An 18,966-nucleotide genomic window follows, 5' to 3' on the forward strand; every position below is an offset into this window, starting at 1 on the left:
ATGCCCAAGCTAAAAATAGGAGCGCTGCCAGATGATAAGCCGGTCAAGGTCACCACTGAGCTTCCAGCGTCAGTTCATCGGGATCTCGTCGTCTATGCAGAGGTCCTCGCACGCGAAAATGGGCAGCGCATCGATCCGGCAAAGCTGATCGCGCCCATGCTCGCGCGCTTTATGGCTACGGACCGCGGATTTGCAAAAGCGAGACGAGCCGGTCATTCCCCAAGGGCTGGCGGAGGTGAGGGATAGCGTTCTGCTAACAGATTGAGGAAACGCTCCAGAGCCGGATTCTCATTGTCGTCGCGCCAATGCGCATAGAAGTCCACCCGGCTTGGTCCCGTTCCGTCCTGCAACTCCCGGTACACAAGGCCAGCGAAACTTGCACCAATATCCGATTCCATCACCAGACTGAGCCCCATGCCCATACTCGTCAGACTCTTGATGATGCCACGGCTTACGTCATGGCGCTCTACCTTGGGGCGATCGTCAGGTAGCACGAGCTTCGAGATCAAGAGATCCTCAAACTCCCGACCAGGATCATACTGACTTAGAAGGATCTTTTCGTTACGCAAATCGGTCCAATAGATGATTTCGCGTGCTGCCAGGCAGTGATCCCGAGGCAGCGAGATCAGGATACGTTCGCTCCAGAGCAGTAGTGATCTGGTGTCTTTCGAATGCAGACGTCGAGGGCTAACGACAACGTCGACAGTTCCGTTACGGAGGGCAGTCATCAGACGGAAGCGAGAGCGTTCCATCGTTGCCAATTCGAGCCGTGGTAGCAGCTTCTTGAACTCCCCTATCGTCGCGCGCAAATTGCCCGCCGACATCGATGTGAAGAAGCCGATGACAAGATGGCCCGTGTCGCCGCGACCACTTGATCGCCCGGTGTCAACGAGCATGTCTACCTGCTCAAGGATCAGCCGCGCAATTCGTAGAACTGCTCGACCCGCGAGAGTAGGTTTGATTCCCCCGCTTGAGCGGTCAAATAGTGAAGCCCCGACCAGGTACTCGAGCTGTGCGATAGAACGGCTCAGAACGTTGTGCTTGACCGAAAGCGCTTCGGCGGCCCGCCGAAAGCTCCCGTACTCACAAGCGGCAACGGCCAAACGAAGCTGTTGTAGGTCGATGGCTTTTCGGGCCGCCCGGCGATCGTTCGTTCTTCCGATTTCGGTCATGTTAATAGCTCGGCGGGAAGCCGCAAGACGTGACGTCCCCGCTCCATGCGGGGACGTATGTCTGGGTTGTTAGCTGGATGATGGACGGCTCTAGGCTGCCGCGAAGACTAGCGGAGTCCAAAGAGCCGGGGTGGAAAGGCCGCCGGCTTTGCGAAGGCTGGCCAGAGCCTCGCGCGAAATGTCGAGATAACCCGCTACGGCCAGGGTGTTGCCGATTGCGGCAGGATTACCAATGCGTCGCAGCGGCCAACCGGCTCGTCGAAGGATTCTCTCCATTCGGACATCTGTGACGGTAACGATATCAGTGAGTTGTCGTGAGAGCCCGAACTCGACCATTCCTGCAAACAGCTCGTAAGCGGCGCGAGTTATACCGTGATCTCCTTTCGGTGCGTCGGCAGCAATGTCTATCGCGAACCTGCTGCTTTCCCATACGAAGGAAGTTGAGGGCGCCGGTTGGCCTTCAAGAAGCGCTGAGAATGTGTCTCGAAGCATGGTTGGGCCAAGCGTGGGCAGGAGGCGAACGGAACCTTGTACCTGGCCGCTGTCAGATACCTGTATCAGGTAGGTGGGATGGAGTGCGTCGAAGTCGTCAATTTCCATGCCGCCGCTCGTCTGGACGTCCCAATCCATTCGCGACTTGAACACGCGGTATCGCAACTGATGCATCGCGACCAGGGTGCTGGAAAATTCCCCATAACAAGGCTCGGTGATGAGTTGGATCATGGCTTCCTCCCAGTGTTGTCGGAAACTATGGTGGAAGCGTTGGCAAGTTCATCACCTGTAGTTGTGGGAGGCCATTGTCTTAATTTTGCTCTTCTCTTTTTACAGCCGCTAGTCGGAGTGCTGCCTGGACGACGGTCTTTACGCCAAGCTTTTCTTTTGCGCTATCCAGGTAGGACGCCGCCGTATGCCGGGAAATGCCGAGGATCCGCCCGATTTCCCAAGCGCTCTTTCCCTGGGAGGCCCATTCCAGGCATTCCAACTCCCGCGGCGATAAAGGTACTCCGGCGATGTAGCGCTCCTTCGCGAGCCTGCGGCGAACGTGAGCGTGGAAGAACATTGCCATGAGCTGAAGAACTCGCGCGTCGGACTTGACGCGCCCATCGAAGACCGGATTGCGCTTTTCGGCGGCGAAAGTCAGCGCTGCTACGGGGCCACGACCGTCGTGAATGGGTACGGTAAAGCCGACCCGGAGTCCAAATTGAGCAGCTTCGTCGAGAAGCTTCTTTTGAACGCGTGTCTGCCTAACCGATTGCAATCCAACACCCCACTGGAAAGGCTCAGGGGTCCGAAGCGCTTGTTCGATGACAGGATCAATGCGCTCATATCGGCTCTGCAGGTAGTGAGAGGTCCATCTCTCTGGATAGGATGAGATCAGACGTGGGGCGCCTTCGATCCGGCTCGGAAGCGAAAGATAGGCAAAGCAGGTTAGTTCAAGAGCTGTCGCTGTCTTGGACAGGGCTTCCGAAAAATCGGCAGCGTCTTTTGCTGTCGCCAGTAGGTCGATGAAGTTTTGAAAGATGCGATGCATCGTTGCGCTGAGTATCCAGGGTCAAGGTTGCGCAAATATCGATCTGGTAGCCATGGCGTAAGTAATGGCCGAGCACCGAGCCCCAGTCGCCTCCCTACGCGACCCAGTGCTCATATCCGAGCCGCTGATGCATCAGGACCGCCCAGGCGCGCGCGATGCGCCCCGGGTTCCAGCCCGGCCCGGCAGGTTTGTCGGAGAAACCGTAGCCAAGGATGGAAGGCACAACCAGGTGGAATGGCACCTTGCGGCACATGGACTTCGAAGGGCGCGAGGCTGTCGGGCGCGGGCGCCAGCACAAGCGCAGAACGCGCATCGGCACCGTCGGCAACAAGCGACCGAGCGTCGGACAAGAGAGCAGAGGCAGGCATGTTGAACTCCGGATGGTCCCCGCCAGGTTTGGTATCTGACACGCCCATTGCGATAGAAATTCTGGGGCGTCCGCTAGTCGGGCCGGACCATCTCGAACATGGTGTCGACGGTCATCTCGAAATAGTCGCCGCGTCGGCCGGCGCGTGCGATCGGGCGCGCGAGCTCGGTGAGATAGACACCGTCCCTGATGAAAGCCTTGTCGATATGGACAGCGACGACTTCGCCAAGCGTCAGCCAAGCCGCCGCGGGTTCACCCGTCGTCCCCTTGAGTTGGATGATGTCCGCGACCTTGCACTCGAACGACACCGGGCTTTCCGCCACGCGCGGCACGCTCACGAACCGGCTCGGCGCTTGCGTCAGTCCGGCAATCGCGAACTCGTCGACCTCACGGCCGACATGGAGGGCGGTCGTGTTCATCTGCCGCGCCAGATCCATGGTTGCGAGATTCCAGCAGAATTCGCCGGTGTCCCGGACGTTCGCAACCGTGTCCTTCCAGCCGGTCGAGGAGAAGCCGACGAGCGCCGGCGTGTAGCAAAAGGCGTTGAAGAAGCTGTACGGCGCGAGATTGGCGTTGCCATTCGCATCGCGCGACGAAATCCAGCCGATCGGCCGGGGCGCGACGATGGCGTTGAAGGGATCGTGCTTCAGCCCGTGCCCCTTCGACGGCTCGTAGAAATGGATATCCTGCGACGTCGCACTGGTTGCCTTCGGCTCCATGATTCACTTGTCCTGCCAGAATTGATCGTAGCTGGGCTTGCGCCGTTCATCGAAGGATCGCAGTCCCTCACGCCATTCGGCCGGCGGGACATCCTCGGGCGACGACAGCACGCGCGCCCAATCCGTCTCGCCGTGATGGGCGAGGTTGCGTTTCGCGGCAGCGATGGCGCCCGGTGGCGCCGACTGCACGATGCCGAGCGCGAGATCGATCGCGCTGGAAAGGACGTCAGCCGTGGGGACCACGAGATTGGCCAATCCCCACTCGACGGCCTGGGCTGCACTCAGCCGGCGGCGCGTCAATATCAGTTCGGCCGCGCGCCGCGTACCCACCGCCCGGTGGAGGCGCGCCAGCGCGGTGTTCGGAATGACACCGTGCCCCAATTCCGGAAGAGCGACGTAGCTCTCCGTTCCCATCACGGCAAGATCGCAGGACAGCGTCAGCTCAAATCCGCCGCCCAGAGCGCCGCCCTGGACCGCCGCGACGGTGGGACGCCTCTCCTCGGCCAAGGCGCGAAACAGCAGGGCGGGATCGGTCGGATCGTGAGCTCCGCTCATCCATCCGGCCTTCAAATCGTCGATGTTGGCGCCCGCGCAGAACACCGGACCGTTCGCGGCGATCACGATGGCTCGCGCCTTCTCGTCGCGAGACCGCTCGATCAGTTCATTCAGCATCGCGACCGAAGCCCGGGACAGGGCATTGCGCCGCTGCACGTCGTTCAAGGTGAAAACGGCGATGTCGCCGTGGCGGCTGTAAAGCACCGGCATGGTCAGGCTCTTGCTAAACTGGAGGATCGCCGAGCAGGTGCCGCCGGATCTCGTCCGAAACCGTGTATGGCTTACCCGCCTGGAGTAGCACGCAGGATGCCGTCGCGGACGCCACGCATGTCCCGGCGCGGAAGACGCCTTGCAGGACTTCGAAAGACGAGCGGCCGATATACGTGACGGTTGAGCCGATATTGATCTCGCCCGGATAGAAGATCTCGGCATGGAATTCGGTGGTCAGCCGACCGACCACGACGTTGAGTCCATCCATCAGACGACTGATTGCGGGATCCGCAAACAGGTCCATGCGACCGCCTTCCAGGAAGCTGGCGATCGCAGCGTTGTTAACGTGACGGAATTGATCGGTGTCTGCGTTGCGCAGTTTTTCCAGACTCCAGAACCGGAAGTGCTCCGGCGTCAGCCTTGGCATTGAAGGGGCGCGCGAAACCGGATCCTCGCTCATCCGACGCTCCCTCACTCGCGCGGGCGGGAGTGCTCGGTGGCCTCGTGCTCGATCCGGTAATAGATCTCCTCGGCCATCGGCTGACGCATTTCCTCGATGATGTGCCCGACGAGACCGACCGCGCGAGCCGCCACGGCGAGGCCGCGGCACATCTTCCAGGGCAGCTTGAATTCCGAGGCGATGGCTGCCATCGCGCCGGTGACGTTGAGCGGGAGCGGCCGGCCATATTGCTGGCTTGCCTCCGCGCCGATGTTCTCCATCAGCTCCACGTAGCGACCGGCAAAACCGGTTTCGCGGGCGACCTTGAACAGGGCCGGTGTGCGCGGATCGATCGGCTTGTGGAAGGGATGGCCGACACCCGGAATGATCTCCCGCCGGCTCCGGTGGGCGCTGACGATGTCGGTCGCCAGCCGCTTCAGATCGACGGACGCCTGCGGGTCGGGCAAGGCCTCCTGGAGCATCTTCGCCGCGTTGTCCAGCGAGCCGACGAACACCGAGCCGAGTCCCAGCAATCCCGCGGCGACCGAAGCCTGCACGGCTTCCGGCGCGCCGCAATGGGTCATCCGCGTGGCGAGGGACGAGGGCGTAATGCCATGCTCCACCAAGATCACCATCATGGCATTGAACATGCGCGCTTCGTGCGCATTCGGAAGGCGTGCGAAAATCTCGAGGAACGCCATCTGTCCGAAGTCGACGGTGCCGACGATCTCGGTGCAGAGGTCGAGCCCGTGGACCTTGATTTGCGTAGGAGTCGCCCAGGCGATGTCGGATTTGATCTCGTGCCGTTTCATGTCAACCTCGTCAGGTGATGGGAGCGGAGCTGAGGAGTTGGGTGGCGTGCTCCCTCAGGGCCGCCTTGCGAATCTTGGTGCCGTTCGGGCCGTCGATGACCGGAAACGCGTCCAGCTGGACGATGCGACGTGGGACCTTGTAGTTGGCGATGCCTTCGCGGCAGTAGGCGAGCAGCTCGGTCTCGCCGAGCTGGCGGTCGGCGCGAACAAAGGCCACCGCAACGTCGCCTTCGCCCTCGACGCGCACGCCAACGACCTGAGCAGCCGACACGTCCGGATGCCGGCAGAGGAACGTCTCGATCTCGCTTGGATCGACCAGATAGCCGCGCAGGCGCAGGCCGTCGCCGATGCGCGACAGGTAAACGAAGGCGTCCTGGTCCGCGTATGCGAAATCGCCGGTTCGATACCAGCCGTCGGAGGTGAACGAGCGCGCGGTTGCGGCCTCGTTGTTCAGATAGAAGGGCATCACATTGTAGCCCCGGATCTGCAACTCACCGATCGCGCCGGGCGAGACCGGCGTTGCGCTGTCGAGCTCGACGATACGAAACGCCATCTCGCCAGAGAGCAAACGACCACCAGGCAGCGACCTGGCTTCGATCGGTTCGGAGGGCGAGCGCGCGGCCATCAGGGCAAAACCTTCGGACGAGCCGTACACGCTCACGAGACGCAAGCCCCATCGATCTTCGGCCGTCCTCATCACCCGATCGGTCAGGCCTGCAAAATCAGCAAAACCTCCGGCGCGCAGCGTCGAGAGTTTCGCCGCAGGCACGTTGAAGACGGCATCGAGCAGCCCGTCGGAGCCGAACACATGGGTCGCCCCGTGCCGCTCGATCGCCGCTGCGGCTTCGCCGGCCTTGAAGACCGGCAGGAGAATGCAGGCTCCGCCGCGCGCAAGCGTCGCGATGGCCTGGACAAATCCGAGGACGCCGTAGAGGGGCAATGCACATAGCGTCTTGTCGCCGGGATGGATGTCGAACGCTGAAGCGACGATGTGGCCGTGGGTGCGGCAGCTGTGCTGGTCGTGAACTGCAAGCTTCGGCGCGCCGGTCGTTCCGGACGTGCTGAACGTGCACAGCAGATCCTGCGGTCGGCCAACAGCTTCGATATGACCATCGGAGCCCGCATGGAAACGGCTCGGGTCGGCGATCTCGATGACGTGCGCGAGCGTGGGCACCTCGAGCTGGATGTCGCGCACGATCTGCGCGAAGGCCACATCGAGGAAGTTGGCCGCCGCCACGACGGCTTTCGCGCGGGACAACGCGATGACATGAAGCGCTTCGGCGCGCCGGTATCGCGTGCTGATCGGAACGACCAAAATCCCCTGATGCGCGGCGGCAAACAGGAATTGCAGCCAGGTCGGGCCATCCGGGATCCAGAGCGCGATCACGTCGCCGCGCGTCAAGCCGAGGCTGCTCAGAAAGGCCGCCGCGCGGTTCGAGGCTTCGGCCAGTTCCCTGCGCGTGGCGACATAGTCGCCGAGATAGATCGCCGGCGCATCGGCATGGTCATCGAGCAGCCCGAAAAAAGGGCTTGGTGCTCCACTCATTGTGATCCCCTCCGTCAGTTGGAAAGAGCCTGGCGAGCGATTTGAATTCGCTGCATCTCGGATGTGCCTTCACCCAGCCGGAACGCGCGGGCGTCCCGATAGAAACGCTCGATAGGGAGCTCGCACATGTAGCCCATCCCGCCGAAGATCTGGAGGCAGCGATCGACGACCCGGCATCCCATCTCGCTGGCGTAAAGCTTGGCCCTGGACACCGCGATCCGTGCGGTCGGATCCTCCTGGTCGCACAGCGTGGCGGCGCGATAGATCAGCGCACGCGTCGCTTCGATCTCGACATCGTTGTCCGCGATCATGAACTGAATGGCCTGATGGCCAGCGAGCTGCGCGCCGAAGGCGCGGCGCTCCTTCGCGTAGGCGACGGACATGTCATGCGCGCGCTGTGCCAATCCCAGCGACCGGCAGGCCGAAAGGATTCTGTCGTGGTTGATCGAGGCCATCATGACCAGGAAGCCGTCGCCGGGACGTCCGAGGACGTCGGCATCCGAAACGAAGCAGTCCTCAAGCGAGAAGCCGTTCAGATGATAGCCGTGCCACCCCATCTTCTTGTAGCGCGTCATGCCGACCAGCCCCGGATTGCTGCGCTTTACGATGAACGTGGTCAGCCGCCCCTTGAGCGAGGCGGCGGCATCGGTCACGGCCAGCACGATCACGTAGTCGCAGGTCTCGACGTTGGAGATAAATTGCTTCGCGCCTTCGAGGCGCCAGCCGCCATCGACCTTCACCGCCTTGGTGCGGATCGCGCCCAGATCCGAGCCGGCATCCGGTTCGGTGAGGGCATATGTCATTGTCACGCGGCCGGACACGAGATCGGGAAGAACGCGGTCGCGCTGCTCCTCGTTGAGGTGGACCAGCGAGAGCGGCAGGAAGCCGACGACCTCGGACAGCGGAACGGAGGTGTGGGTGACCTCTTCCAGGATGGCGACCTGCGCCGCGACCGGAAGGCCGTAGCCGCCAAGCTCGGGCGGAAGATTGAAGCCGTAGATCCCGAGCTCCGAGGCTTCGCTGCGCAGCTTGGCGAGGAGATCGGGTGACACGTTGTCGTCGGTCTCGATCTGCTGCTCGAGCGACTCCAGACGGTTGCGGACAAATCCCCGCACTGTCTGGCGGAGCATTGTCATTTCATGCGAGGCAAGGTCGATCATCGGCATCTCCGAAAACGATTTCGTAAATAACCTAGACGCCAGCGAACTCCTGTGTCAAGTGTTGGCGGCAAGAGGCGTGAATGAAGCAGCGGATCAACATCGTAGAACTCGCCCGACATTTGGGGTTGGCCGTGTCGACGGTTTCGAAGGCCATCAATGACCGCGGCGACGTGAGTGATGCGACCAAGCGCCGAGTGCTGGAAGCGGCGGAAAAGTTTGGCTTTTCGCCCGATCCGGCGGGACGGCGGCTGCGCACGCAAACGTCGGAGACCATCGGCTTCGTGCTGTCGCCGCCGCAGACCCATTTCGCGCATCCATTCTTCCTCGATTTGCTGATGGGGATCGATCAGAATCTCAGTCAGACCCCGTTTCAGCTCATTATCGTCGCGGGGCGGACGCTGGAGACAGAGCTCGAGAGCTTCCGCCGCCTGGTCGAGCGGCAGCGCGTCGATGGAGTGATGTTCGGCCGCACGCGCCGCGACGATCCCCGGATCCGCTATCTCCAGGAGCGCAATGTGCCGTTTGTCGCGCTTGGTCGGAGCGAGACCAGCAAGCCGTTTCCCTTCGTGGACATCGACCGGACAGTCGCCGGACGCAATGGAACCGCGCGTTTCGTAGGGTTTGGGCATCGCCGGATCGGGCTCCTGAGCACGCCGGGATACCTCATGATCAGCCATCTCTTGCAGGAAGGCTATCGCGCGGCATTGAAAGCAGCGAAATTGCCGTTCGATCCCGATCTCGTGGTCGAAACCAGCACCAGTGAAGAGGGCGGGCTTGCCGGCGCCCGCCAACTCCTCGCCATGAGCGATCCGCCGACGGCGATCATGTGCGGTCATGACCTGATTGCCACCGGCGCGATGCAGGCGATCGCGGAGACGGGCAGACGCCCGGGCGTCGATATTCCGGTGATCGGGTGCGACAATCACCCGCTCGGACCCTATCTCAATCCGCCCCTGACCACGTTCTCCGCGCCGACGTTCGAGGCGGGGCGTCGCATGGTCGACCTGCTTCTTGCCGCCATGGACGGACGTTCGCCCAAGGAATTGCAGGAAATCTGGTCCCCCGAGCTGATTCTGCGGTCGTCCCACGGCGGCCAATTGGTCGCAGCCAGCGAAGTCTGAAAGCCCGCATCTGTCGCTTGACAAGCCGGGCCGGCGCGACCTAGATTACGAAATCGTTTTCGTAAATCGGGAGTTTGCGATGTGGCCTCTGCGGAAAGTCGCGGTACTTGCGTTTTCGATGCTTCTCGCGCCCGCCGGGCAGGCGTCCGCTGAGGATCTTCGCATCGGAGCACTCTTCCCCCTGAGCGGCGCGAATGCCGATTACGGTGATCTCTACATGGGGGCGACCGAGCTCGCGGTCTCCCACCTCAACGACTCGAAGGTGCTCGGCGGAAAGCTTTCGATCGCCTACGAGGACAGTCAGGCGCTCCCGCAGCAGGGCGTGATCGCTATGAACAAGCTCGTGAACGTCGAAAAGGTTAGCTACGTGCTCTCCGCGTTCACCGGCGTGTCCAAGGCGATCTCCACGACGGCGACACGCAGCCATACGGTTGCCGTCAATGGCGGCGGGGTCGGGCCCGACCTTGCCGAGCTTGGCGAGTATTTTTGGAACGTCATCCCGCTGGCTAATTTCGAGGTGCGGGCGATGGCGCCCTACCTCGTTCAGAAGCGGGGGTTGAAGCGGTTTGTCCTCGTCTATGTCGACGATCCGCTCGGTCAGTCGATCAAGCGCGAGCTCGAATCCAGCCTGCCTTCGCTCGGCGCGACGCTTGCCGAGGCGCTGTCCGTGCCGTCGAACGCGCAGCAGTTCAGCGGGGTCGCGGCGCGGGTGCGCGATGCCAAGCCGGATGTCGTCTACATCGCCTCCTTCGGTGCGCAGCAGTCGCAGATCATCAAGCAGCTGCGCGACAACGGTGTTACGCAGCAGATCGCCAGCTATTCCGGGTTCGCGATTCCCGCCATCGCCAGCCTTCCCGAGGCCAAGGGAGCGCTGTTCACCACGCAGCGCATCGACTGGAATTCCGACGATCCGGTGACCAAGCGCTTCACGCGGGAATATCAGACCAAGACCAACAGGGCGCCGACCGCCTATGCCGCGAACTACTACAACGCGGTGATCCTGTACGGCGCCCTGGCGTCTGCCTTGCAGAAGGCGGGCTTGCCGATCACGGGCGAGAACCTCTTGGCGAAGCGACGTGAGATCGGATCGTTCGATCTGGTCGGCGGGCGTGTCACCTTCGAGAAGGACGGCACGATCCGGTCGGCGATGCAAATCAACGAAGTGGATGGCGAGCCGGCCATCGTCGAGACCGTTGCGGCTCACTAGCTCCGGCGCCTGTGCGAGGACCCATGCTGTTACTCCAGCTCATCATCAACGGGATCCAAGTCGGGGCGCTCTACGGCCTGACCGCGGTCGGCTTCTCGCTGATCTTCGGCGCCACGAAGATCTTCCATTTCGCTCACGGTGCGAGCTTCGCGATCAGCGCGTACGTGTTTTACTACCTCTATGCGGTTCTCCTGATCTGGTGGCCGATCGCGATCCTCGCCGCCTGCATCGTGGTCGTGGTGTTCGGAGTTGCTCTGGATCGTTATGTCTACGGCCCGATCCAGAGTTCCGACGGATCGTTCTTTACGATCTTCGTCGGCTCCTTCGGTGTCGCGGTCGTCATTCAGAACCTGATCGGGACCGTCTTCGGGCGCGGCTTCATTTCCGTGCCTTCGGCCCTGAGCAAGAGCGTCGAGCTCCTGTCCGGACTCTATGTGGCTCCCACGGCGGGGATTGCCGTGGTCATCGCGGTGGCGTGCTTCGTTGCGCTCCAGCTGTTTCTTGGCAGGACCAATATCGGGATCGCGCTCCGCGCGCTTTCCGAGAGCCCCGCGCTGGTGCGGACCTTTGGCCTGAACCCGAAGGCCGTCTCGACATGCGCGTTCGCGCTCGGGTCCCTGCTCGTCGTCCCCGCCGCTGTGCTCACCAGCATGACGTCAGGGCTCAATGCGGCGATCGGCGGCCGCGTCATGCTGATCAGCGTCGCCGCGACCATCGTCGGCGGTGTCGGGAGCCTGCGCGGCGCCGCCTGCGCGGGGCTGCTGCTGGGCATTGCGGAAAATCTGGCGTTGTGGCGGTTCGATCCGCAGTGGAGCGAGGCGGTCACCTTCCTCATTCTGTTCGCGTTCATCGTGTTGCGTCCGTCGGGCTTCTTCGGCCGCGCCGTGACTAGCTGAGGGTCTGCATCGTGATCGCTTATCTCGTAAACCTTGCAACGCTGGTCTGTATCAACGCCATTCTGGCGATCACCCTGAATTTCATCATGGGATATGCGGGCATCTTCTCGCTTGCCCATGCGGTGTTCTTCGGTGTCGGCGCGTATGTCGCGGCATTCATTGCCTTGCAATGGACGGATTCGCTGCTGCTTCAGCTGCCGGCCGCGATGCTCATCGCCGGGGTGATCTCCGCGGCGCTGGCCCTGCCAGCCCTGAGGGTACGTGGCGACTATTTCGTGGCGGCTTCGCTCGGCTTCCAGGTCCTCGCCGCAACCGTGTTCTCGGAGTGGAAGTCGGTCACGGGCGGCATCGGCGGGCTTGTCGGCATCCCGCCGGCGAGCATTGCGGGATACTCCTTCGGCGATCCCGTCCAGTTCCTCGCCCTTGCCGGCGTGACACTGGCCCTGGTGGTCGTCCTCACCACAGCGATCGTTCGTTCGAGTTTCGGCCGCAGCCTCAAGGCCATCAGGGACAGCGAGTCGGCCGCGCTGGCGTTCGGGAAGAACGTCGCGCTGATCAAGACAATCTCGGTGTTCTACTCGACCGCGATCTGCGCCGTGGCGGGCGTTCTGTATGCCGACTATCTCAGCTTCATCAACGTCGAGAGTTTTACCATCGATGCCTCGACGCTCTTCATGGCCATGGTGATCGTCGGCGGCATTGGAACGGTGTGGGGGCCGATCGTCGGCGCGGTTCTTCTCACACTGCTGCCGGCCGCGTTGACCTATTTGCCATTCCTGCCGCGGACCGAGATCGGATCCGTGCAGCAGATGATCTATGGCCTGGCGATGGTCTTGTTGATGATCTTCAAGCCGGACGGCCTGATGGGCGCAAAGCAAGGGGAGGCGTGACGTGCTGCAAGTGTCGAAATCGCCAGTCCCCCCGGCGACGCTTCTGGAGATCGCCAATCTCACCAAGAGCTTTGACGGTGTGAAAGCGGTCGAGGATGTCTCGCTGAATCTGCGCGAAGGGATCATCACTACGCTGGTCGGCCCGAATGGCGCCGGCAAGACCACGCTGTTCAACCTGATCACCGGACATCTGCGGCCGACCTCGGGCGACATCCGCTGGCAGGGCCAATCGATCGTCGGTACCGCGCCGTGGAAGATCGCGCGTCTCGGCGTCGCCCGGACCTTCCAGGATCTGCGCCTTTTCTCCCACACGACGGTGTTCGAGAACGTCCTCACGGTGATGGAGAAGAGCGCCTGGTTCTGGCAGTCCGAGGCAGGAAGCAGCGCGGAGCGGCACGTGCGCGTGCACGAAATCCTCAATGCGACTGGGTTGCTGCACAAGGCCGGCGTGCGCGCGAACGATCTGGCCTATGCGGAGCGCAAGTTCCTGAGCATGGCGCGGATCATGGCCACCAAGGCCAAGATGTGGCTTCTCGACGAGCCGGCGTCGGGGCTCGATCCCAGGTCCTACGAACGCTTCGTGGCGCTGCTGCGCAGCGAGGTTCGTCGCGGCATCACGATCTGCATCATCGAGCACAACCTCGAGATCGTCGTGAGCATCTCCGACCGGATCAGCTTCCTCGATCAGGGGCGGCTCCTCGCCGACGGCGAGCCCGAAGAAATCCTTGGAAATCCAGAGTTGTCATCCATCTATTTCGGCGAACGCAACTCATGACCGATGCTCTCATCAGCGTTGATAATCTCCGCGTCGGCTACGGCGGCCGCGTCGTGCTCGACAATCTCAGCCTCGAGATCCGTAAGAACGAGGTGCTTTGCCTCGTCGGCCACAACGGTGCCGGCAAGTCGACCTTGCTGAACGCGCTGTTCGGCGTGGTCTCCCGCCAGGGCGGCGAGATATCGGTCGACGGCCAGCGCCTCAATCAACCGGAACCGAAGAAGATGGCGGCCCTGGGGATCGGTCTCGTGCCCGAAGGCCGCGGCATTTTCCCGGGTCTGACGGTCGACGAGATCTTTCGCCTGGCGATGTGGGCAACCGACGTGCCGCAGCGGGAGCAGCCCGAGCGCATCGAGTGGGTGATGTCGATCCTGCCGCGCATCAAGACGTTCTACGCGCGCCGCGCGGGCACGCTGTCGGGTGGACAGCAGCAGATGGTCAGCATCGCACGCGCGCTGCTGAGCCGTCCGCGTTGTCTGCTGATGGATGAGCCGTCGATCGGACTGGCGCCGAAGCTGTTCCAGGACCTGCTCCAGCCGATCCGGCAGCTCCAGCAGCAGCTTGGGCTGTCGATCCTGCTGGTGGAGCAGAACGTGAAGGAAGCGTTCAAGATATCCGACCGCGTCCTGGTGATGCGCTCGGGCGCGATCATCCACGAGACCTGTCCCGACGCGTTGGCGGACAACAAAGTCCTCATGCAGTTCTACTGAACTGAGTGCAGACATCGAAGGCAGTACCATGCAGCAGAGTATCGTATTCGCAAACAGTGACCGGATGCGTCCGCCCGCCGGCCATTATTCCCACACCTGCACTGCCGCGGGCCTCGTGTTCGTGTCCGGGCAGCTTCCGGTCGACGTGAACGGCAAGCCCCTGAGCGATCAGCCGTTCGCGCGGCAGGCCGAACAAGTGCTCGCCAACCTCGATGCCTGCCTGGAAGCCGCGGGGACCGACCGAAGCCGGCTGCTTCAGGTGCGCATCTTCGTGACCGACATGAATTTCTGGCCCGCCTTCAACCAGATTTACGCCGATTGGATCGGCGACGTCCGGCCGGCGAGGCTGGTCGCCGGCGTGGCGTCCCTGCATTTCGGATTGCTGCTGGAGATCGAAGCCGTCGCGCTCGCGCCGGCCTGAACGGCAGCCCTTTCACGACAAACCGACCGGCGAAAGAATGACATACGCTCTCAAGATCAACGGCACACCGCACACCGTGGATGTCGACGGCGACACCCCCTTGCTTTGGGTGCTTCGCGATGTCCTCAAGCTGACCGGCACGAAGTTCGGATGCGGGATGGCGCTGTGCGGCGCATGCACGGTTCACATCGACGGTGTCGCGACCCGCTCGTGCATCACCACCGTCGACAGCATCGGCGACTCCGCGGTGACGACCATCGAAGCCGTGAGCCTTACCGCGCTTGGCCGCAAGGTCCAGCAGGCCTGGCTCGACCTCGACGTGGTCCAGTGCGGCTACTGCCAGTCGGGGCAGATCATGTCCGCCGCGGCGCTGCTGGCCAGCACGCCGCATCCGACCGATGCAGAGATCAACGACGCCATGTCCGGCAATGTCTGCCGATGCGGCACCTACAATCGTATTCGCGATGCCATCAAGCAGGCGGCGGAAAGGAAGCAGCCATGATGGAACTCGAAATCGAGGCGCTCCCGGAGTCTGTCGTGAGCCGCGATCCGGCGCAACTCTCGCGCCGAAGCCTGCTCAAGGTCGGAGCGACTGCGCTGGGTGGCATGGCCCTGACGGTCGCGCTGCCGTCTTTATCGAAGGCCACAGGCGAGGAGAGCGCCCTGGCTCTCAACGCGTTCGTCCGCATCGAGCCGGATGGTCGGATACACCTGACCATCCCCAGCGTCGAGATGGGGCAGGGGATCTATACCGCCATGTCGCAGCTGCTGGCGGAGGAGCTCGAGGTCGGCCTTGATGCCGTCATGGTCGAACATGCGGCGCCGAACGATGTCCTCTATGCCAATCCGATTCCGATTCTGCGCCAGCAAACCACCGGTGCGTCGGCCTCGATGCGCGGCTTCTGGCGGCCGTTGAGGCTAGCAGGTGCTGCGGCGCGCTTGATGCTGGTCGCAGCAGCGGCGAAACAGTGGAACGTGGCCGCGTCCGCCTGCAGCGTGAAGAACGGCGTCGTCTTCGATCCCTCGGGTACGAAGTCGCTGCCCTATCGTGATCTGCTGCGGTCTGCGGCCTCCGAGAGGCCGCCGGCGCCGGATCAGATCAAGCTCAAGTCGTCCGAACAGTTCAAGTTGATCGGAAAGTCGGCGAAGCGGATCGAGGCTTCGGACAAGGTCTCCGGTCGAACCCGGTTCGGCATGGACGTCAACCTGCCCGGCATGAGGGTTGCCGCGCTCGCGATTTCGCCCGTCACGGGCGGTCGGCCCAAAGACGTGAACAATGCTGCCGCGCTCGCGACGAAGGGCGTGCGCCAGGTCGTCACGATCGACCGGGCGGTTGCCATCGTTGCCGACCACATGGGGGCGGCGAAGAAGGGCCTGGTGGCCGCCACCATCGCGTGGGACGACGGCCCCAATGCGTCCGTCGACAGCAAGATGCTGGTCGAGCAGCTCAAGCGGGCATCCGAAAGTCCCGGCGCCGTGGCGCGGCAAGAAGGACATTTCGAAACGGCGTTCGCGGGTGCCGCGCGGCGCATCGAGGCGACCTACGAGCTGCCGTTCCTGGCACATGCGGCCATGGAGCCCGTGAACTGCACCGTGCATGTCCGCAAGGATTCTTGCGAGATCTGGGTCGGAACGCAGATCCCGACCGTCACGCAAGCCGCGGTCGCGGCTCTGCTCGGCATTTCCAAGGACGCTGTGGTCATCCACAACCAGTATATCGGCGGCGGCTTTGGCCGCCGGCTCGAGCCGGATGGAACGCTGCTCGCCGTCGAGATCGGCAAGCAGGTCGACGGTCCCGTCAAAGTGATCTGGAGCCGCGAAGAGGATATCCAGCACGACATCTATCGTCCCTATTACTATGACCGAATCTCGGCCGGCCTCGATGCCGCGGGACAGCCGGTTGCCTGGCATCATCGGGTGTGCGGCTCTTCGATCATCGCGCGCGCCGTGCCCGCGCTGTTCAAGGACGGTCTCGATTTCGATGCCGTCGAGGGCGCCGCCGAGCCGCCTTATGCCCTGTCCAACATTCTGGTCGACTATGTCCGGGCCGAGCCGCCCGGCGTCACGACCGGATTCTGGCGCGGCGTGGGACCGGCGCACAATGTCTTCGTCGTCGAGAGTTTTGTGGATGAGCTCGCCGCCGCGGCAGGCAAGGATCCCGTCGACTACCGCAGGACTCTTCTCGGGCACGATCCTCGCGCTCTCGCCGTTCTGAATCTCGCGGCGGAGAAGGCCGGTTGGGGCAAGCCGATGCCCGCCGGAAAAGGCCGCGGCGTGGCCGTCCAGTTCGCGTTCGGGAGCTATATGTCGCTCGTGGCTGACGTCGCCGTCGACGACAAGGGCACGGTCAAGGTCGAACGCATCGTCTGCGCGGTGGACTGCGGCCTGCCGGTCAATCCGCTCATGATCGACGCGCAGGTGCAGAGCGGGGCGATATTCGGCCTGACCGCGGCGCTGCGCGGAGCGATCACGTTCAAGAACGGGCGCGTCGAGCAATCCAATTTCGACAGCTATTTGCCGATGCGCATCGGGGAAACCCCACGCATCGAGACCTACATCATGCCGAGCACCGCCGAACCCGGCGGGCTCGGCGAGGCGGCGACCGCCATTGTGGCGCCGGCCCTGACGAATGCGATCTTCGCGGCAAGGGGGCGGCGCGTCAGACGTCTGCCGATCGAAGCCGCATGAGGCGGGCGCGACCAGCGCCAGCGATCTCCTGCCGCGCTGCGTGCGTGTCAGGTGGGGCGGCGCGCGCGCTTTCCCTTGGTGTCGGGCTTCGACGCCGTCCGGCCTTTTCCCGGTCCCGCAGGTGTCGCGGTCAACGCCTTGGTCAATCCCTTGGTCGTGCCATCGTCGTCGGCTGCTTCATCATCGACTGGCTCGAGCGTCGTCAGGACGTCGCGCAGGAGATGGGCGAGTTTGTGCTGCTGCCGGTCGTCGAGACATTCAAGCAGCTGCCGGGCTGCGGCGAAGTGCGGCTGGATCACCTCGTCGGCCAAGGCGAACCCCTTGGGCGTGAGCTCGACCAGAACCGAGCGGCGGTCGTCTGGCGCCGGAAGCCGGACGATCAGTCCGGCGCGCTCGACGCGGTCGAGCCGGTTGGTCATGGCGCCGGAGGTCAAAAGACAGGCCTCGCTGAGCTCCGTCGGCCGCATGCGATAGGGCGCGCCACCCCGGCGCAGGGACACGATCACGTCGAAAGTCTCCCAATTCAATCCGTGGGGCTGGAGCCACAGCTCGAACCGGCGGCGCAGATGCTCGCTGATGCGCCAGATCCGGCCGACCGTCTCAAGGTGCGACACGTCGAGGTTCGGCCACTCCCGCGACCATTCGCCGGCAAATTTGTCGATTGCGTCCCGCTTCACGTCCGAGATTCCTTTATATAAAGTATCTTGATATGAAGTATCTTTATGTGATACTTCTTCCCCCAAGTCATAAAGCAACTGGCCGATGCGCTCAACAGGGGCGCTGCACAACAAGGAGGAAAGCGTGATGCTGACGAGGCGCTTCACCATTCTCGGCCTGCTCGGCACGGCCGCAATCCGCCCAACGCGCGTCATCGCGCAAGGCGCCGCGGCACCCATCAAGATCCGCGTCGCTTCGGTGATCTCGTCGGCCTGGCTTCCGCTCTGGGTGGCGAAAGACAAGGCTCTGTTTCTGGAGAAGGGTCTCGACGTCGAGATCATGACGGTCCAGAACCTCTCCACGACGATCGGTGCGCTGGGCCGCCAGCTCGACATTTCGGGTGCCACCGCGATCGACATCGTGAAGGCTGCAGCCGGCGGCCTCGATGTCGTGGGCGTGTGCGGCAACACGCTCGAGACTGCCGCCAACCGGCAGATGCGCCTCATCGCAGGCAGTCAATCCAGCGTCACCTCGATCGGCCAGTTGGCCGGCAAGACGATCGGCACGCCGTCGATCAACGGCGTCGTCCACATCGCGACGCTGCTTGCGCTCAAGCGCGGCGGGGTTGATCCGAAAAGCGTTCGCTTCATCGAGATGATGTTCACCAACATGGGGGACCAGCTCAAGGCGCAACGCGTCGACGCGGTCGAGGAGGTCGAGCCGTTCGTCAGCGCGCTTAACAAGGCGGGCCACGTTGACCTCGGCGACCCGATGCTCCAGGTCGGCGACCCCATTACGTTGACGTGCTGGATGGCGAACGGTACCTGGGCGCGCGCCAATCCCGACGCCATCGCGCGCTATGTCGCCGCCCTCGAGGAGGCGAGAGCCTATATCGCGGGTTACGAGGTCGAAGCGCGCGAGATCCTCGCTAAATGGACCCGTCTGCCGAAGGACGTGATCGAGAGCATCGTGCTGCCGACGTACAGCACCGCTTTGACGGCAAAGCACATTTCGGCGTGGATCGAGGCGATGCGGGAGACCGGGCAACTCTCCGCCGAGTTGAATCCATCCAACCTCGTTCTGAAGTGAC

21 protein-coding genes and 1 pseudogene are annotated in these 18,966 nt (G+C 63.0%); 11 read left to right on the forward strand and 11 right to left on the reverse strand.

Going from position 1 to position 18,966, the window contains the following annotated elements; all coding sequences use genetic code 11:
- Positions 1 to 246, forward strand: a complete 246-nt coding sequence (locus ACIPUD_RS29995) for a DUF2274 domain-containing protein (RefSeq protein ID WP_446482075.1) — start codon at positions 1 to 3, stop codon at positions 244 to 246.
- Here the strand turns inward: ACIPUD_RS29995 and ACIPUD_RS30000 are convergent.
- From ACIPUD_RS30000 to ACIPUD_RS30045, 10 genes and pseudogenes are all read right to left on the reverse strand, one after another.
- Positions 213 to 1,172: a LysR family transcriptional regulator gene (locus ACIPUD_RS30000; RefSeq protein ID WP_446482076.1), complete on the reverse strand. Its 960-nt coding sequence runs from the start codon at positions 1,170 to 1,172 to the stop codon at positions 213 to 215. The genes ACIPUD_RS29995 and ACIPUD_RS30000 overlap by 34 nt on opposite strands.
- 90 nt (positions 1,173 to 1,262) lie before the next feature.
- Positions 1,263 to 1,895: an acyl-homoserine-lactone synthase gene (locus ACIPUD_RS30005; RefSeq protein WP_446482077.1), complete on the reverse strand. Its 633-nt coding sequence runs from the start codon at positions 1,893 to 1,895 to the stop codon at positions 1,263 to 1,265.
- A gap of 79 nt (positions 1,896 to 1,974) precedes the next feature.
- Positions 1,975 to 2,703 (reverse strand): LuxR family transcriptional regulator, encoded by a 729-nt coding sequence (locus tag ACIPUD_RS30010; RefSeq protein WP_446482078.1) that lies wholly within the window; start codon positions 2,701 to 2,703, stop codon positions 1,975 to 1,977.
- A 97-nt stretch (positions 2,704 to 2,800) separates the two neighbouring features.
- Positions 2,801 to 2,938, reverse strand: a pseudogene (locus tag ACIPUD_RS30015) (epoxide hydrolase); the annotation flags it as partial.
- 206 nt (positions 2,939 to 3,144) lie between these two features.
- A complete protein-coding gene (locus tag ACIPUD_RS30020) occupies positions 3,145 to 3,789 on the reverse strand; it encodes a flavin reductase family protein (protein WP_446482079.1) in 645 nt (214 codons plus the stop codon).
- A gap of 3 nt (positions 3,790 to 3,792) precedes the next feature.
- Positions 3,793 to 4,554, reverse strand: coding sequence for an enoyl-CoA hydratase/isomerase family protein (locus ACIPUD_RS30025; protein WP_446482080.1), 762 nt, complete (start codon positions 4,552 to 4,554; stop codon positions 3,793 to 3,795).
- A 13-nt stretch (positions 4,555 to 4,567) separates the two neighbouring features.
- On the reverse strand, positions 4,568 to 5,014 hold the full coding sequence (locus ACIPUD_RS30030) for an acyl-CoA thioesterase (RefSeq protein WP_446482081.1): 447 nt from the start codon (positions 5,012 to 5,014) through the stop codon (positions 4,568 to 4,570).
- 11 nt (positions 5,015 to 5,025) lie between these two features.
- On the reverse strand, positions 5,026 to 5,805 hold the full coding sequence (locus ACIPUD_RS30035; protein ID WP_446482082.1) for a citryl-CoA lyase: 780 nt from the start codon (positions 5,803 to 5,805) through the stop codon (positions 5,026 to 5,028).
- Between the two features lie 10 nt (positions 5,806 to 5,815).
- Entirely contained in the window at positions 5,816 to 7,351 is a 1,536-nt protein-coding gene (locus ACIPUD_RS30040; RefSeq protein ID WP_446482083.1) for an AMP-binding protein, read from the reverse strand.
- Positions 7,352 to 7,365: 14 nt separating this feature from the next.
- On the reverse strand, positions 7,366 to 8,511 hold the full coding sequence (locus ACIPUD_RS30045) for an acyl-CoA dehydrogenase family protein (protein WP_446482084.1): 1,146 nt from the start codon (positions 8,509 to 8,511) through the stop codon (positions 7,366 to 7,368).
- An 80-nt stretch (positions 8,512 to 8,591) separates the two neighbouring features.
- Between ACIPUD_RS30045 and ACIPUD_RS30050 the strand changes: the two genes are divergently transcribed.
- The 9 genes from ACIPUD_RS30050 to ACIPUD_RS30090 all read left to right on the forward strand — a co-directional run bounded on the left by ACIPUD_RS30050 (position 8,592) and on the right by ACIPUD_RS30090 (position 17,219).
- On the forward strand, positions 8,592 to 9,632 hold the full coding sequence (locus ACIPUD_RS30050; protein ID WP_446482085.1) for a LacI family DNA-binding transcriptional regulator: 1,041 nt from the start codon (positions 8,592 to 8,594) through the stop codon (positions 9,630 to 9,632).
- 79 nt (positions 9,633 to 9,711) lie between these two features.
- A complete protein-coding gene (locus tag ACIPUD_RS30055) occupies positions 9,712 to 10,839 on the forward strand; it encodes an ABC transporter substrate-binding protein (protein WP_446482086.1) in 1,128 nt (375 codons plus the stop codon).
- Between the two features lie 23 nt (positions 10,840 to 10,862).
- Complete coding sequence (locus ACIPUD_RS30060) at positions 10,863 to 11,735, forward strand: branched-chain amino acid ABC transporter permease (protein ID WP_446482087.1); 873 nt, start codon at positions 10,863 to 10,865, stop codon at positions 11,733 to 11,735.
- Positions 11,736 to 11,746: 11 nt separating this feature from the next.
- Positions 11,747 to 12,625, forward strand: a complete 879-nt coding sequence (locus ACIPUD_RS30065; RefSeq protein WP_446482088.1) for a branched-chain amino acid ABC transporter permease — start codon at positions 11,747 to 11,749, stop codon at positions 12,623 to 12,625.
- Between the two features lies 1 nt (position 12,626).
- Positions 12,627 to 13,400, forward strand: coding sequence for an ABC transporter ATP-binding protein (locus ACIPUD_RS30070; RefSeq protein ID WP_446482089.1), 774 nt, complete (start codon positions 12,627 to 12,629; stop codon positions 13,398 to 13,400).
- Complete coding sequence (locus ACIPUD_RS30075; protein ID WP_446482090.1) at positions 13,397 to 14,110, forward strand: ABC transporter ATP-binding protein; 714 nt, start codon at positions 13,397 to 13,399, stop codon at positions 14,108 to 14,110. Before ACIPUD_RS30070 ends, ACIPUD_RS30075 begins: the two co-directional genes overlap by 4 nt.
- Before the next feature lie 28 nt (positions 14,111 to 14,138).
- Complete coding sequence (locus ACIPUD_RS30080) at positions 14,139 to 14,531, forward strand: RidA family protein (protein WP_446482091.1); 393 nt, start codon at positions 14,139 to 14,141, stop codon at positions 14,529 to 14,531.
- Positions 14,532 to 14,568: 37 nt separating this feature from the next.
- Positions 14,569 to 15,033 (forward strand): (2Fe-2S)-binding protein, encoded by a 465-nt coding sequence (locus ACIPUD_RS30085; RefSeq protein ID WP_446482092.1) that lies wholly within the window; start codon positions 14,569 to 14,571, stop codon positions 15,031 to 15,033.
- Positions 15,030 to 17,219, forward strand: a complete 2,190-nt coding sequence (locus tag ACIPUD_RS30090) for a molybdopterin cofactor-binding domain-containing protein (protein ID WP_446482093.1) — start codon at positions 15,030 to 15,032, stop codon at positions 17,217 to 17,219. Before ACIPUD_RS30085 ends, ACIPUD_RS30090 begins: the two co-directional genes overlap by 4 nt.
- Before the next feature lie 47 nt (positions 17,220 to 17,266).
- Here ACIPUD_RS30090 and ACIPUD_RS30095 read toward each other — a convergent pair whose 3' ends face one another.
- A complete protein-coding gene (locus ACIPUD_RS30095; protein ID WP_446482094.1) occupies positions 17,267 to 18,046 on the reverse strand; it encodes a MarR family winged helix-turn-helix transcriptional regulator in 780 nt (259 codons plus the stop codon).
- On the opposite strand from ACIPUD_RS30095, the gene ACIPUD_RS30100 reads away from it, so the two are divergent.
- Positions 18,024 to 18,965: an ABC transporter substrate-binding protein gene (locus tag ACIPUD_RS30100; RefSeq protein WP_446482095.1), complete on the forward strand. Its 942-nt coding sequence runs from the start codon at positions 18,024 to 18,026 to the stop codon at positions 18,963 to 18,965. The genes ACIPUD_RS30095 and ACIPUD_RS30100 overlap by 23 nt on opposite strands.
- Position 18,966 lies beyond the last annotated feature (1 nt).

The sequence above is a fragment of the Bradyrhizobium sp. CAR08 genome (assembly GCF_052871955.1).

What these genes read in the sequence shown, in the direction of transcription:
- ACIPUD_RS30040 (WP_446482083.1), bottom strand. Translation starts at nt 7,351, where the DNA reads ATGAGTGGAGCACCAAGCCCTTTTTTCGGGCTGCTCGATGACCATGCC.
- ACIPUD_RS30060 (WP_446482087.1), top strand. Translation starts at nt 10,863, where the DNA reads ATGCTGTTACTCCAGCTCATCATCAACGGGATCCAAGTCGGGGCGCTC.
- ACIPUD_RS30045 (WP_446482084.1), bottom strand. Translation starts at nt 8,511, where the DNA reads ATGATCGACCTTGCCTCGCATGAAATGACAATGCTCCGCCAGACAGTG.
- ACIPUD_RS30000 (WP_446482076.1), bottom strand. Translation starts at nt 1,172, where the DNA reads ATGACCGAAATCGGAAGAACGAACGATCGCCGGGCGGCCCGAAAAGCC.
- ACIPUD_RS30100 (WP_446482095.1), top strand. Translation starts at nt 18,024, where the DNA reads ATGCTGACGAGGCGCTTCACCATTCTCGGCCTGCTCGGCACGGCCGCA.
- ACIPUD_RS30085 (WP_446482092.1), top strand. Translation starts at nt 14,569, where the DNA reads ATGACATACGCTCTCAAGATCAACGGCACACCGCACACCGTGGATGTC.
- ACIPUD_RS30030 (WP_446482081.1), bottom strand. Translation starts at nt 5,014, where the DNA reads ATGAGCGAGGATCCGGTTTCGCGCGCCCCTTCAATGCCAAGGCTGACG.
- ACIPUD_RS30055 (WP_446482086.1), top strand. Translation starts at nt 9,712, where the DNA reads ATGTGGCCTCTGCGGAAAGTCGCGGTACTTGCGTTTTCGATGCTTCTC.
- ACIPUD_RS30025 (WP_446482080.1), bottom strand. Translation starts at nt 4,554, where the DNA reads ATGCCGGTGCTTTACAGCCGCCACGGCGACATCGCCGTTTTCACCTTG.
- ACIPUD_RS30005 (WP_446482077.1), bottom strand. Translation starts at nt 1,895, where the DNA reads ATGATCCAACTCATCACCGAGCCTTGTTATGGGGAATTTTCCAGCACC.
- ACIPUD_RS30050 (WP_446482085.1), top strand. Translation starts at nt 8,592, where the DNA reads ATGAAGCAGCGGATCAACATCGTAGAACTCGCCCGACATTTGGGGTTG.
- ACIPUD_RS30080 (WP_446482091.1), top strand. Translation starts at nt 14,139, where the DNA reads ATGCAGCAGAGTATCGTATTCGCAAACAGTGACCGGATGCGTCCGCCC.
- ACIPUD_RS30010 (WP_446482078.1), bottom strand. Translation starts at nt 2,703, where the DNA reads ATGCATCGCATCTTTCAAAACTTCATCGACCTACTGGCGACAGCAAAA.
- ACIPUD_RS30095 (WP_446482094.1), bottom strand. Translation starts at nt 18,046, where the DNA reads ATGGTGAAGCGCCTCGTCAGCATCACGCTTTCCTCCTTGTTGTGCAGC.
- ACIPUD_RS30090 (WP_446482093.1), top strand. Translation starts at nt 15,030, where the DNA reads ATGATGGAACTCGAAATCGAGGCGCTCCCGGAGTCTGTCGTGAGCCGC.
- ACIPUD_RS30035 (WP_446482082.1), bottom strand. Translation starts at nt 5,805, where the DNA reads ATGAAACGGCACGAGATCAAATCCGACATCGCCTGGGCGACTCCTACG.
- ACIPUD_RS30075 (WP_446482090.1), top strand. Translation starts at nt 13,397, where the DNA reads ATGACCGATGCTCTCATCAGCGTTGATAATCTCCGCGTCGGCTACGGC.
- ACIPUD_RS29995 (WP_446482075.1), top strand. Translation starts at nt 1, where the DNA reads ATGCCCAAGCTAAAAATAGGAGCGCTGCCAGATGATAAGCCGGTCAAG.
- ACIPUD_RS30020 (WP_446482079.1), bottom strand. Translation starts at nt 3,789, where the DNA reads ATGGAGCCGAAGGCAACCAGTGCGACGTCGCAGGATATCCATTTCTAC.